The organism is Lacinutrix chionoecetis (genome assembly GCF_053604665.1).
The window spans coordinates 62,297-75,311 of record NZ_JBSHNQ010000085.1 but is presented as its reverse complement, the minus strand read 5'-3'; the positions used below and the strand labels follow the sequence as shown (position 1 = coordinate 75,311).

General features: G+C 33.8%; 15 protein-coding genes. 8 read left to right on the top strand and 7 right to left on the bottom strand.

Annotated features, from left to right (window positions below):
• Positions 1-18: 18 nt before the first annotated feature.
• From ACVC43_RS11705 to aroQ, 5 genes are all read left to right on the top strand, one after another.
• On the top strand, positions 19-528 hold the full coding sequence (locus tag ACVC43_RS11705; protein ID WP_452224712.1) for an outer membrane beta-barrel protein: 510 nt from the start codon (positions 19-21) through the stop codon (positions 526-528).
• A 203-nt stretch (positions 529-731) separates the two neighbouring features.
• Complete coding sequence (locus tag ACVC43_RS11700) at positions 732-1,361, top strand: outer membrane beta-barrel protein (protein ID WP_452224711.1); 630 nt, start codon at positions 732-734, stop codon at positions 1,359-1,361.
• A 196-nt stretch (positions 1,362-1,557) separates the two neighbouring features.
• A complete protein-coding gene (locus ACVC43_RS11695; RefSeq protein ID WP_452224710.1) occupies positions 1,558-2,181 on the top strand; it encodes a porin family protein in 624 nt (207 codons plus the stop codon).
• Positions 2,182-2,393: 212 nt separating this feature from the next.
• On the top strand, positions 2,394-3,023 hold the full coding sequence (locus ACVC43_RS11690; RefSeq protein WP_452224709.1) for a porin family protein: 630 nt from the start codon (positions 2,394-2,396) through the stop codon (positions 3,021-3,023).
• Between the two features lie 166 nt (positions 3,024-3,189).
• Positions 3,190-3,606 carry a type II 3-dehydroquinate dehydratase gene (gene aroQ / locus ACVC43_RS11685; RefSeq protein ID WP_452224708.1) on the top strand — a complete coding sequence of 139 codons (417 nt, stop codon included), beginning with the start codon at positions 3,190-3,192 and terminating at the stop codon, positions 3,604-3,606.
• 128 nt (positions 3,607-3,734) lie between these two features.
• Here the strand turns inward: aroQ and lpdA are convergent, their stop codons facing one another.
• The 4 genes from lpdA to msrB (ACVC43_RS11665) form a co-directional block, all read right to left on the bottom strand.
• A complete protein-coding gene (lpdA, locus tag ACVC43_RS11680) occupies positions 3,735-5,111 on the bottom strand; it encodes a dihydrolipoyl dehydrogenase (protein ID WP_452224707.1) in 1,377 nt (458 codons plus the stop codon).
• 293 nt (positions 5,112-5,404) lie between these two features.
• Positions 5,405-5,956: a DUF1572 family protein gene (locus tag ACVC43_RS11675; RefSeq protein ID WP_452224706.1), complete on the bottom strand. Its 552-nt coding sequence runs from the start codon at positions 5,954-5,956 to the stop codon at positions 5,405-5,407.
• Positions 5,949-6,350 (bottom strand): peptide-methionine (R)-S-oxide reductase MsrB, encoded by a 402-nt coding sequence (msrB, locus tag ACVC43_RS11670; RefSeq protein ID WP_452224705.1) that lies wholly within the window; start codon positions 6,348-6,350, stop codon positions 5,949-5,951. The genes ACVC43_RS11675 and msrB (ACVC43_RS11670) overlap by 8 nt, the downstream gene beginning before the upstream one ends.
• Positions 6,350-6,829 (bottom strand): peptide-methionine (R)-S-oxide reductase MsrB, encoded by a 480-nt coding sequence (msrB, locus tag ACVC43_RS11665; protein WP_452224704.1) that lies wholly within the window; start codon positions 6,827-6,829, stop codon positions 6,350-6,352. The genes msrB (ACVC43_RS11670) and msrB (ACVC43_RS11665) overlap by 1 nt, the downstream gene beginning before the upstream one ends.
• 208 nt (positions 6,830-7,037) lie before the next feature.
• Between msrB (ACVC43_RS11665) and ACVC43_RS11660 the strand changes: the two genes are divergently transcribed.
• From ACVC43_RS11660 to ACVC43_RS11650, 3 genes are read left to right on the top strand one after another with little or no spacing between them, the layout of a single operon-like run.
• The gene (locus ACVC43_RS11660; RefSeq protein ID WP_452224703.1) at positions 7,038-7,868 is read left to right on the top strand and encodes a M48 family metallopeptidase; all 831 of its coding nucleotides are present in this window, start codon (positions 7,038-7,040) and stop codon (positions 7,866-7,868) included.
• Positions 7,869-7,923: 55 nt separating this feature from the next.
• Positions 7,924-9,315, top strand: a complete 1,392-nt coding sequence (locus tag ACVC43_RS11655) for an MFS transporter (RefSeq protein WP_452224702.1) — start codon at positions 7,924-7,926, stop codon at positions 9,313-9,315.
• Between the two features lie 45 nt (positions 9,316-9,360).
• The gene (locus tag ACVC43_RS11650; protein WP_452224701.1) at positions 9,361-10,509 is read left to right on the top strand and encodes a hypothetical protein; all 1,149 of its coding nucleotides are present in this window, start codon (positions 9,361-9,363) and stop codon (positions 10,507-10,509) included.
• Positions 10,510-10,595: 86 nt separating this feature from the next.
• On the opposite strand, the gene ACVC43_RS11645 is transcribed toward ACVC43_RS11650, so the two are convergent.
• From ACVC43_RS11645 to ACVC43_RS11635, 3 genes are read right to left on the bottom strand one after another with little or no spacing between them, the layout of a single operon-like run.
• The gene (locus ACVC43_RS11645; RefSeq protein ID WP_452224700.1) at positions 10,596-11,330 is read right to left on the bottom strand and encodes a head GIN domain-containing protein; all 735 of its coding nucleotides are present in this window, start codon (positions 11,328-11,330) and stop codon (positions 10,596-10,598) included.
• Positions 11,331-11,363: 33 nt separating this feature from the next.
• Positions 11,364-12,464, bottom strand: coding sequence for a hypothetical protein (locus tag ACVC43_RS11640; protein ID WP_452224699.1), 1,101 nt, complete (start codon positions 12,462-12,464; stop codon positions 11,364-11,366).
• Positions 12,442-13,014, bottom strand: a complete 573-nt coding sequence (locus ACVC43_RS11635) for a hypothetical protein (protein WP_452224698.1) — start codon at positions 13,012-13,014, stop codon at positions 12,442-12,444. Before ACVC43_RS11635 ends, ACVC43_RS11640 begins: the two co-directional genes overlap by 23 nt.
• Position 13,015: the final 1 nt, after the last annotated feature.

The following is a 13,015-nucleotide window of genomic DNA, read 5'->3' as shown; positions in this document are numbered from 1 at the left end:
AAATTAAAAACTAAAACAATGAAAAAATTATTTTTAACGGCAGCTATTGCTGTATGTGCATTATTAAGTGTAAATGCCCAAGACGGAATGTTTAAAGTAGGAGTCAATGCAGGTTTACCAGTTGGTGACTTTAGCGATTTTTACTCATTAAGTGCTGGATTGGATGTGGCTTATTTATTTCCTGTATCAGACGATATTTATCTTGGTGCTGCTACTGGATTTATGAATGTTTTTGGTGAAGATTTAGAGTCTACATTTGGAACAACTACAGTTACAGTTGAGGCTGAAGACGCTCAATTTATTCCTGTTGCTGCTGCAGTAAGGTTTAATGTTTCTGAAGAATTTTACTTAGGAGCAGATGCAGGTTATGCGATCTCGGCTGGTGAAGGAGAAGGAGGTATTTATTATAGACCACGAGTTGGTTACAGTTTTAGTGAAAAGGTGGGTGCAAACTTATCTTACACAGGAATTAGTAATGATGGAGCATCATTAAACACTGTAGGTTTAGGAATAGAGTTTACATTCTAATTAATACAATAGTTATAATTAAAAACCGAAGCAAAAGCTTCGGTTTTTTTATTGTTAACCTTAAAACCTTGTTAAATAGTAGTATTAATCGATTGATTGTCAGTGAATACTATTATCGTTTCTTTTTTTTTATTCTTTTTTCTTTGTAGATATTTTGCATTAACATAGTTTTGCGCCCTCAAATCAATAAATGAATTTAAACAATGAAAAAATTATTATTTACAGCTGCTATTGCAGTATTAGGTTTTACAAGTATTAATGCACAAGAAGAAACAACAACAGGTGGTTTTGAAAATGGAGATGTTTTTATCTCAGGTGCAGTAGGTTTTGGTTCTTCTTCTCAAGGAGATTTTAAAGACAGTCAATTCGAAATTTCTCCAAAAGTTGGATTCTTTGTATCAGAGAATATTGCAGTTGGTGCTAGCTTAGGTTACGCTTCTTTTACAAGCGAAGGTCCTGCTTTCGATCCTGATACATTTGAAGAAATTACTGCTGAAGATAAAACAACTGCTTTAAGTGCAGGTGTATTTGGACGTTACTACACAACTCCAGCAAGTCAGTTTTCTTTCTTCGGTGAATTATCTGCTAACTTTGTAGCAACTAAATTCGATGAAGCTTTTGTTGAAGAAGATGTTAAGTTTGATGGTTTAAACTTTCAAATCGCTCCAGGTATTAGCTATTTCGTTTCAGATTGTATTACTTTAGAAGCATCTATTGGTGTTTTAGGATACAACACTTTTAAAGCTGATGCCGAAGGTGCAGAAGCAAGAAATGATTTTAATATTGGATTAGATTTATCTGATATTAACTTTGGAATTTCTTACAAGTTCTAATTAGAACTCATAATATATAAATTAAAGCCGAAGCCTAACGCTTCGGCTTTTTTATTTTATTTTATTTTATTCATTTTTTTTTCTTTAAAACCTTACAGTTCAGTCTCTTAAAATTAATACATTATAATTACGATTTTTTACAATAAAAATTTATGAATATTTATATACTTTCGCAGCCTAACAAAAACTTTAAACAATGAAAAAATTATTATTTGCAGCTGCTATTGCAGTATTAGGTTTTACAAGTGCTAATGCACAAGAAGTTAAATTTGGTGTTAAGGCTGGTGTTAACTTCGCAACAATTGGCGGTGATATCGAAGATGTGGATGGTCGTACATCTTTTCACGCAGGTGGTGTAGCAGAGATTATGGTCTCAGAAAAATTTTCTGTTCAACCAGAAGTTTTATATTCTTCTCAAGGCGTTAGTGAAGAATATACTGAAGAATTTTTTGGTGAGGAAGTTAAGTATGAAGACAAATTAAAATTAGATTACATTTATGTACCTGTAATGGCAAAATTTTATGTTGCTGAAGGTTTAAGTTTACAAGCTGGACCACAAGTTGGGTTTTTAATTTCTGCTGAAGCTGAATCAGAAGTTACCGTAGATGGAGAAACAGAATCAGATTCTTTTGACGCTAAGGACTCTTTTAAAGGAATTGATTTTGGTGTTGGTCTTGGAGCTGGTTATAAATTAGATAACGGATTAAATTTTTCTGCCAGATATAACTTAGGTTTATCAAATATTTCAGATAATGATGATGCTGATGATTTCAGTATTCAAAATAATGTAATTCAGGTTTCTATAGGGTTTATGTTCTAAATAATTAGAATGTCCTTAATAGAGAGATATCAATATACATACATTAAAGCCGAAGCCTAACGCTTCGGCTTTTTTATTTTATTTTATTCATTTTTTTTCTTTAAAACCTTACAGTTCAGTCTCTTAAAACTAACACATTGTGATTACGATTTTTTACAATAACAATTTATGAATATTTATATACTTTCGCAGCCTAACAAAAACTTTAAACAATGAAAAAATTATTATTTACAGCCTTGGCGGTATTAGCATTAACTGTTACTCATGCCCAATTAGATAAGGGTGATTTTGAATTAGGCTTAGGAGCAGGTGTAAACCTTTCTAACGTTGTGGTTGGTGGAGATACAGAAAACTCTACGGATTCCAGAACATCATTTAACATTGGAGCTTCTGGAGAATACTATTTTTCAGACCGTTGGGGAATTAAAGCTAAATTTATATACGACCAAAAAGGTTGGGGCAATGGCTTTGTTTTTAATGAAGAAACTTCTGAAACGACTGTAACAGATTTCGAATTAGGATATTTAACCATTCCTGTAATGGCTAATTGGCATTTTGGATCAACAAGAAAATGGTACTTAAACTTTGGGCCATACGTTGGTATACTTTTAAATGCAGAAGATTCTGTGTTGGGTTTAGATTTAAAAGAAGGGTTTAATACTACAGATTTTGGTTTAGCTTTCGGAATTGGTTATAAATTTGAAATAGCAGATAACACTAAGCTTTTTATAGAGTATGATGGACAATCTGGTTTATCAGATATTTTTGAAAATAATGAGGGTGATTCTGTAAGAAATGGAAGAAGTAGTATAAATGTAGGTGTATTATTTGCATTAAACTAAAAACATAAATAGAAGAAAAAAACCGAAGCCTAACGCTTCGGTTTTTTTATACCATAACTTTTGTATTTTTACATTATGAAACGAGCGTGTTCAAAATTTTATTAAATATTCAAAAATATATAGTAGCGAACAGCATGTGACCATAAAAAACAATAAATATAATCACATGAAAAAAATAATAATTATTAACGGACCAAATCTTAACCTGTTAGGTAAACGCGAACCTAATGTCTATGGTAATTTGTCCTTTACAGAGTTTTTTGATACTGTTAAAGAAAAATATCCTAAAGTTGCATTAGAACATTTTCAATCTAATATAGAAGGGGAGTTAATAGATAAAATTCAGGAATGTGGGTTTAGTTATGATGGCATGATCTTAAACGCTGCGGCTTATACACACACCTCTGTTGGTATTGGTGATGCTGTTAAAGCGATAGAAACGCCTGTTGTAGAAGTGCATATTTCTAACACGTTTAATCGCGAAGAATTTAGGCATCAATCGTTTATTGCTCCTAATGCTAAAGGCGTTATTGTTGGTTTTGGCTTGCAAAGCTACGAGTTGGCGGTACAAAGTTTTCTGTAAATCTCATCTTAACCTCCTAAAGGCAAGGAACACTTACTCTAACTCAATTAAAAACATAAAAAATGCGATTCTGTAAGAATCGCATTTTTTTATGTTTTAGCTAACAGCTAACAGCTAACAGCTAACAGCTATAAATGTATCACCTCGTCATAAGCGTCTGCAACAGCTTCCATAACCGCTTCACTCATAGTTGGGTGAGGATGTACTGCTTTTAATACTTCATGCCCTGTAGTTTCTAATTTTCTACCTAAAACAGCCTCAGCAATCATATCGGTTACTCCGGCACCAATCATATGGCAACCTAACCATTCGCCATATTTGGCATCAAAAATCACTTTTACAAAGCCTTCTTTAGCGCCAGATGCACTTGCCTTTCCCGAAGCCGAAAACGGAAATTTCCCCACTTTAATATCTAAGCCTTTGTCCTTTGCCTGTTGCTCTGTTAAACCAACACTTGCAATTTCTGGAGATGCATAGGTACAACCAGGAATGTTACCGTAATCTAATGCCTCCACATGTTGTCCTGCAATTTTCTCTACGCATAAAATACCTTCTGCAGAAGCCACGTGAGCTAATGCTTGTCCTGGTGTTACATCGCCAATTGCATAATAACCAGGTATGTTAGTCTGGTAATAATCGTTAACCATAATTTTGTCTCTATCAACAGCAATACCACAATCTTCAAGGCCTATACCTTCTATATTAGTTTTTATACCAACCGCAGATAATACAATATCTGCTTCTAAAACTTCTTCACCTTTTTTAGTTTTAACTGTAGCTTTAACTCCAGAACCAGAGGTATCCACTTTTGTAACTTCTGCCGAAGTCATAATTTTTATACCACTTTTCTTAAACGATTTTTCTAATTGTTTAGAAACATCAATATCTTCAACAGGTACCACATTTGGTAAAAATTCTACAACCGTTACCTCTGTTCCCATAGCATTATAGAAATAAGCAAACTCAACACCAATGGCTCCGGAACCTACAACTATCATCTTTTTGGGCTGCTTTTTTAAAGTCATGGCTTCTCTGTAGCCAATAACTTTCTTTCCATCTTGCGGTAAACTTGGTAACTCGCGAGATCGTGCTCCTGTAGCAATAATAATATGGTCTGCCGAGTATTCCTTACCATCAACGTCAACCTTTTTTCCAGGTTTAAGCTTCCCAAAACCATTAATAACATCGATTTTGTTCTTTTTCATTAAAAACTGAACACCTTTACTCATTCCCTCAGCAACGTTTCGGCTTCGGTTTACAACAGCATCAAAATCCTTATCGTATTCTTTAACAGATAGCCCGTAATCGCTGGCATGCTTTAAATACTCGAAAACCTGAGCAGATTTTAAAAGTGCTTTAGTTGGTATACAACCCCAGTTAAGGCATACACCACCAAGACTTTCCTTTTCTACAATGGCAGTTTTAAAGCCTAATTGCGAAGCTCTAATTGCAGTTACGTAGCCACCAGGACCACTTCCAAGAACAATAATATCGTATTTACTCATTATGTAATTTTTAGTCGTTTTTAAGAAACACAAATTTAAGGATTTTCAAATGGAAAATCCTAAATAACAAATATCAAAAACTTAAATTGTAGAACTACCTTTAAGAAATAAGGTAAACATTAGTTGTTTCTAAATTGCTAATTGCGTTTAATTTTTTATTTGGGCGTGACCTAAAGGTCGTGCTATCCACTGTATCTTTTGCAGAAAAAGCAAAAGGATGCCGTTACTATCACTCACGCTAATGATGGCGTTTCAAAATTAAATTGTTGAATGTTTTTAAGAAAAATATTAAACTATAAATCGTCGGTAAAATGAGTTCTGCTTTTAGGCTTGCTAAATTTTGCTTTATTATAAGTGGAAGATGCTCCTTTAGGTATGGATAACGATTGCCAATCTTCGGCTTTCAACAATGTACCAATAAAGACTATTTGCCCAACATGATAGGCATAATGTGCTAATTGTCTGTTAATAGCTTCTGTTACCGTATGGCCTTGATTTCTAATATATATAATACGTTCTAAATCGCTTTCGGTTAAAGGCTTTATTGCTTTAAATAAGCAAATCCAACCATTGTTCCATGCAGTTATCAATTCTTCTTTAGAAGAAAAAGTGTCCTTAAACTCCAAGTCACGTTCTCGCCATTCTTTTTCACCATCTTCGGTTAAAAAGTTAGTCCAGCGCGATAGCATATTCCCAACAATATGCTTAGTTATAATAGCAATAGAATTAGAATAGGTGTTAGGTGTTGTTTTTAAGTCTTTAAAAGATAATTGCTCAAAAGTTTTATCACCAAGACTCTTGTAATATTGAAATTGTTTTATACAGCTGTTTAAATAGCTACTCATTGGTTTTATCGAATTTCACACTTACCGAGTTTACACAATAGCGCGTGCCAGTTTCTGTAGGACCATCGTTAAAAACATGACCTAAATGTCCGCCACAGTTAGAGCACAAAATTTCTGTTCTTGTCATGCCATGTGTTTTGTCTAACACATATTTTACGGTTCCTTTTATAGATTCGTCGAAACTTGGCCAACCACAATGCGCATCGAATTTACTATCGCTTTCAAACAATTTTTGATTACAACCTGCACATTTGTAAGTGCCTTCTTCAAAATGAAGATTATATTTTCCAGAGTGAGGTCGCTCTGTTCCCTTTTCTCGTAAAATTCTATATTCTTCGTCTGTAAGCGCTTTACGCCATTCTTCTTCAGACTTTTTTAAATTAAAGTCACTCATTATTTTTCAGGTATAAAATTTAAAGCAACACCATTAATACAGTGTCTTTTTCCGGTAGTATCACTTGGTCCATCGTTAAAAACGTGACCTAAATGTCCGCCGCAAGTAGCACAATGTTCCTCAGTACGTGCGTGACCTAAATTATAATCGACAGAGAATGCAACATTACCCTCAATCTCTCTATCGAAACTTGGCCATCCTGTACCAGAATCGAATTTATGTTCACTTTTAAATAATGGCGTTTCACAGGCTGCACAAACGTAGATGCCAGCACTATATTCTTTGTTAAGTTTGCTTGAGAAAGGTCTTTCGGTCCCTGCTTTTCGCAAGACATTAAATTCTTCTTTAGAGAGTTCTTCTTTCCACTGTTCTTCGGTTTTAGTAACCTCAAATACTTTATCTTCTTTTTCTGTGTCTTGCGCTGTGCCTTTACAATTAAATAGTAAACACACAATAGCTAATAATGCAATTTTTCTCATTTCTTAAGTTTTATTTTAGTTATACATTTGGTCGTGATGTAAAGCAATTCTTTACAAAAATAGTGCTGAAGCTTTTCAATTTTATGTATTTAAGCATTAAATATGCGTTTTATAACGTAAAAAAGGACAAATTATTTATTTGAAAATACGTTTTAAGTTCAACTTTTTGTAAATTTAGAATTGAATTAATTATAAACATCTAAAAGAAATGAAATTAAAATCGAGTATAACAGTAGTTGTAACGTTATTATTGTTTTTATCGTGTTCTACAAACCCATTTACAGGAAAGAATACGTTAGCATTAGTACCAAATTCTCAATTATTCCCAACTGCTTTTGCACAATACAATCAGTTTTTAAATGAAAACAATGTCGTTACAGGTACTACCGAAGCACAAATGATTACCAGAGTAGGACAGCGAATTGCTGTTGCTGCAGAGCGTTGGTTAAATGCTAACGGTCATCAAGGTTATCTAAACGATTACAAATGGGAGTATAATCTTGTTAAAGACGAAACCGTTAATGCATGGTGTATGCCAGGCGGAAAAATAGTGTTCTACACTGGTATTTTACCAGTAGCACAAAACGAAGCAGCCATTGCAGCAATTATGGGACACGAGGTGGCACATGCATTAGCCAACCATGGACAACAACGTATGAGTGCAGGTTTATTACAGCAAGGTGTTGCCGTTGCAGGTAATATTGCCATTCAAAACGATAAAGATAGAGCGGCTTTTAACCAGTATTACGGTATTGGCTCTCAGGTAGGTGTTATGCTACCTTTTAGCAGAAGTCATGAAACTGAAGCAGATAGAATTGGTTTAATATTAACAGCCATTGCTGGTTATAATCCAGATGAAGCTGCAAATTTATGGAGACGTATGGGACAGGCGAGTAACGGTCAGGCACCACCAGAGTTTTTAAGTACGCACCCAGCAACTACAACACGTATTGCTAATTTAGAAGCTTTGGCACCATCTGCTAAAGCAGAAGCCAAAAAATTTGGTGTAAGTTCATTTAGAACAGTAACTCCATATTAATTAAAATATAAATCCTTATTTTCGAAGCCACTCTTCCTAACGAGTGGCTTTTTTTATGGAAAATTTACAAAAAGGTAGTAAAAAGCTACTAAACGCTTGGGCTTTTTACGATTGGGCAAATTCGGTATATACACTTACTATCGCGTCTTCAATATTTCCTATCTTTTATTCTGCCTTATTTATTTCCGAAGTTAAAACTGTAGAAGCCTTCGGGATGGTGTTTAAAAGTACAGCGCTAATAACTTATGTAACAGCTTTTACCTTTTTAGTGGTTGCTTTTACGTCGCCAATATTATCTGGAATAGCAGATTATATTGGTAATAAAAAGAATTTTATGAAATTCTTTTGTTACGTTGGTAGTGCTGGTTGTATTGGTTTATATTTTTTTGATGTTTCTCCAGAAAGAATTCATTTAAGCTTGTTATTTTACTTTATGGGATTAATTGGGTATTGGGGAAGCTTGGTGTTTTATAATTCTTATTTACCAGATATTGCTTTCGAGGAGCAGCAAGATAATATTAGCGCGAAAGGTTTCTCTTTAGGATATATTGGGAGTGTTTTATTACTGCTTTTTAACTTGGCTATGGTAATGTTTCCACAATACTTTGGATTCGATATTAGTATCCCTGAAGAGTTAAGAGATTCTCTAACAAAATTAGAAATCTCAGAAGCATTAGGTAAAGCAAAAGATGCGGCATCTTTTAGAGCCATGAAGATAGCTTTTATAACTGTTGGTGTGTGGTGGGCACTTTTTAGCCAATATACGTTTTACGTATTACCCAAGGGCGTTTCAAAAGGTCACAAAGTCACAAAAGCAGTGTTATTTAATGGTCTTAAAGAATTGAAATTAGTATGGATGGAGTTACAAGCGACATTAAGATTAAAACGCTATTTGGTTGCTTTCTTTGTATTTAGTATGGCTGTACAAACCATCATGCTAGTTGCTGTTTATTTTGGTGAGGAAGAAATTGCTTGGGGAGGCGATAGCGAAAAAACATTCGGCTTAATTGTTAGTATTTTAGTAATACAAATTGTTGCGATATTAGGGGCTTTTTTAACCGCAAAAGCATCCGCAAAATTTGGTAATATAAAAACTCTAATTGCAGTAAATTTTGTGTGGATGGCGTTGTGTTTTTATGCCTATTTTATGCAAACACCACTACAGTTTTACATTGCAGCAGGTTTTGTAGGTATGGTAATGGGAGGTATACAAAGTTTAGCACGTTCAACGTATTCCAAATTTTTGCCCGAAACCAAAGACACAACCTCTTATTTTAGTTTTTACGATGTTGCAGAAAAAATAGGTATTGTAATAGGTATGGTTATATTTGCAACAATTGATCAAATTACCGGAAGTATGCGAAACGCAATACTATTTTTATTTGTTTTCTTTTTAATAGGAATTGTATTATTATTTCGTGTTCCTAAAGAAGAAGTGACGATATAACCTAATATTTTTTATATTAGCACTTTAATTATTAAATTTTTATAAATGAAGTCCATAAAGTTAGCCTCAGTTTTTATTCTTACCATTTTATTTTCAACTTTTTATTCCTGCCAAAATGAACCTTTAGATGGCTTTGATCTTAACAGCCAAAATGCTTCAAATAATTTAATTGGGACATGGACATTAACAACCTTTAGTGCAACTGTTAATACGTCATCTGATGTTGGAGGTATGACCATTGAATCTGATGTTGTGATACAAAGTATTAATCCTAATTACGATTTAACATTTACACCAAGTACGTATACAACAAGTGGTGGTTATGGGTATGATGTTGATATTACGGTTAATGGTCAAACTAGTTCTCAAACCCTATCAGTCGATAATGTTTCGGGATCTGGTAATTACACTACAAATGGTAGTGAGTTAACATCAGACGGTTCTTTTGTGTCTTATGAATTTCAAGGTATGGATTTTTCAGATTTTGATGGTCCTCAAACTTCTCCATATACTATTTCACCAGATGGCCAAACATTGTCGTTTTCTCAAAACACAACAGAAACTACTAATGAAGGAGGGTTTACCGTAACGTCTACAGTGTCTTCCAGTTCTGTATGGACCAAAATTAGCAACACAGTAGATCCTTGTGTTGAAGCAACAACTTTTGCCACAACTGCTGAAAATCAATATAATAACGATCCAACCAACGAAAATGTATGTAACGCTTATAAATCTGCATTGCAAAACTTAATTTCGGCATGTGGTGATGCTACTGGCGAAATACAATCTGTAATTGACGGGTTAGGGGATTGTACTGGTAATAATCAACCATCAGAAGTCGAAATAAGTCTTACGGTAGGTACTTTACCAATTGAATTTGATTTAGTAGATGTTGTAGTACAAGGAACAACGTTACAAGTAACTGGCGAAACATCTGCGCAAAATAATTATAGCATTTATTTTGAAGTTGAAGAAGGAGCAACAGGTATGGAAATTATTAATAGTACGTTCGTATTAACACTTTCTACTACTGATCCTGATTATTTTCCTTCAACACAAGGGTTCGATGATTTTACGTCTACTATAACCGAAAACAATGCAGGCACTATAGCGGGAACATTTGGAGGTATAGTTAGCAATTCCAGTGGTGCTGATTTAAGTGTTACGCAAGGTGTAATAGATATAGCATACTAATAAAATTAAATTACTAAATAAAAAAAACCGCAAAGCTCTAAGTTTTGCGGTTTTTTTTATTTCAGCTAACAGCTAACAGCTAACAGCTAATTCCCAATACTCCCAGAGCCAGTAACCTTAGTGTCCTCAGTTTTTGGATCGCCTTTATACTCAATATCGCCAGAACCAGTTACTCGTGCTTTTAAATTGCCATTACAAACAACAGCAACGTCTCCAGAGCCCGTAACCTTAGCATCAACATCCATAGCATCTAAATTATAACCGTGAAAATCACCAGATCCAGTTACACTTGCATTTAAGTTTTTAGTTTTTCCTCTTAAGGTTAAATCACCAGATCCTGTTACATTTGCATCAACAGTATTGGCTTCGATATCTAAAACGATATCTCCAGAACCAGAGACACTGGTTTTAAAAGTATCTGTAACTATTTTATCTTTACTCATAACATCTCCAGAACCGGAAAGGCTTACATAATCTATATCTTGAAAAGGTATTGTTATGGTAATCGATTTATTAAAACTTGGTTTTAAATTAACGTTATTTTCGGTTTTAATTTTTAATGTGTTACCATCTACCTCGGTAATTATATATTCTAAAAGGTTGCTTTCGCCTTCAATTTTAATGTCGCCTTCAGTTCCTTTTATTAATATAAAGTCCATCCAACCTGCACATTTAATGGCATCGTAGTCCTGGGTAGTTCGTGTAATTGTTGTCATGTTTCCATTACCTTTAATTTTCTTGCCTCCCCACAATTGGGCCTGAGCAAATGTGAAACTAAATAAAGTAATGGCTAATACTAAGCTGTGTTTTAAGTTTTTCATGATTTTTGTTTTTATTTAATTGATTGATTTTCTTTAATTTTTATAAAAGCTAACACTTCCGTATTCTGAATTAATTCTGACCAAATTTCCAGAGTTTTGAGAATTGTGGTAGCCTGTGTAATATCTTTCGGAAGATTCTACTCGTTTCTTTATAAAATTGAAGCTATCATCACCATCTTTTAATGAGCCATATTCTAACTGTATATTAAAATCGAAAGAGAGCGCAGGATCGTAGCCAATTTTTATACCTACGTAGTCTGATTCTATGGCAACGTTGTTAATGCTCTTATGAAGTTTTTCAATTTTAATAGAGCCATAATCTGCGGTAATATTAATGTTTTTATAAATATCGCCTAAGAGCGTAGTTAAATAGTCGCCATTACCTTTAATGTTATTTGCTTTCTCAATAGTGATACCTCCATAATCGCAGTTATAAATAATATCTTCTGCAATGTCTATTTTAGATTGTGTGTAATCTGCGATAACCTCTAAAGTGTTGGTTTTAGATACAGTAAAGCTACTGTAATCTGCAGTGATTTTACCACCTTTAATAAACTCGAAATAGCAATTATTGGAGTAATCGAAATTAATGATATTGTTATCTGCCAATAATTCTTTGGTAGTTATCTTACCGTAGTCGCAATTTAATTCTGCACGTCCTTCAAGTTTTCCCAGATTAATGTTGCCATAATCGTTACTTAAATCTACATTATTCGACAAAGGCATTTTTACAATATAATTAATTTTCATTTGTACATTGTCACCATTGTTTCCCCATTTCCACCACGATTTGCTTTTGCTTTTACTAAATCGGGTAGTTGCAGTTACTAAATCTGGAGCACCAGAAAAATCGACCGTTATATCTTCTAATTTTTCCTTTACTTTTCCTTCATCATTACCAGTTGTGGTAATGGTTATTACAAAGTCTATGGTGCTACCTTCCCAAGTAACTATGTCTAAATTGCCATAGCTGTTGTTAATTTTTAATGTGGCATCATCATTTACATTAAAGGTTTTTTTAATCACTTTTTCTTTTTTGTGTTTCCCTTCTTTATCGTTGTTTGTATTAGCGAAAATCGCTAACGGAAAAAGCAATAAATAGACAATTATTTTATAGTGTAATACTTGTTTCATTGGTTTGTTGTTTAAAGGTTTTAATACTCTCTATATTTTCTAATACTGTTTTAAGCACATTAATTCTGTTCCAGAAATTATCAATCATAGCGTGGATAACACGTTTATCGTTTCCGCTTTCGGTTAGGTCTAATTTTAATTGTGCGTATTCTTTTTCAAGTGTTTCCATTTGTACCATTGCGTCTTTAATTAACACTTCGGTTTCTGGAGTGCGCTCACTGTCTATTTTCTCAAGTTCTTCAGCAATTACTTTGGTGAAAAAGTTTTGAGTATCTTTCATTTCAGTAGAAACACTTGCCAAGTCTTGCACTTTAGGTTTGCCTTCAAAATTAAAAGCAAGCGTAACAATTAATAGTATTGAAGCCGCAATACCCAAAAAAGGTTTCCATAAATTGCTGTTACTTTTTGCAGTAACGACCTTTGGTGTGTTGCTTTGCGCATTTAATTTCTCTATAAACCTTTGTTTATGATCTTGATTAGGAGTTTCAACATCGAAATCGTCCTGTAACCTCTCGAAAAGTTTATTTATATTATCGTTTTTCATTTTCATT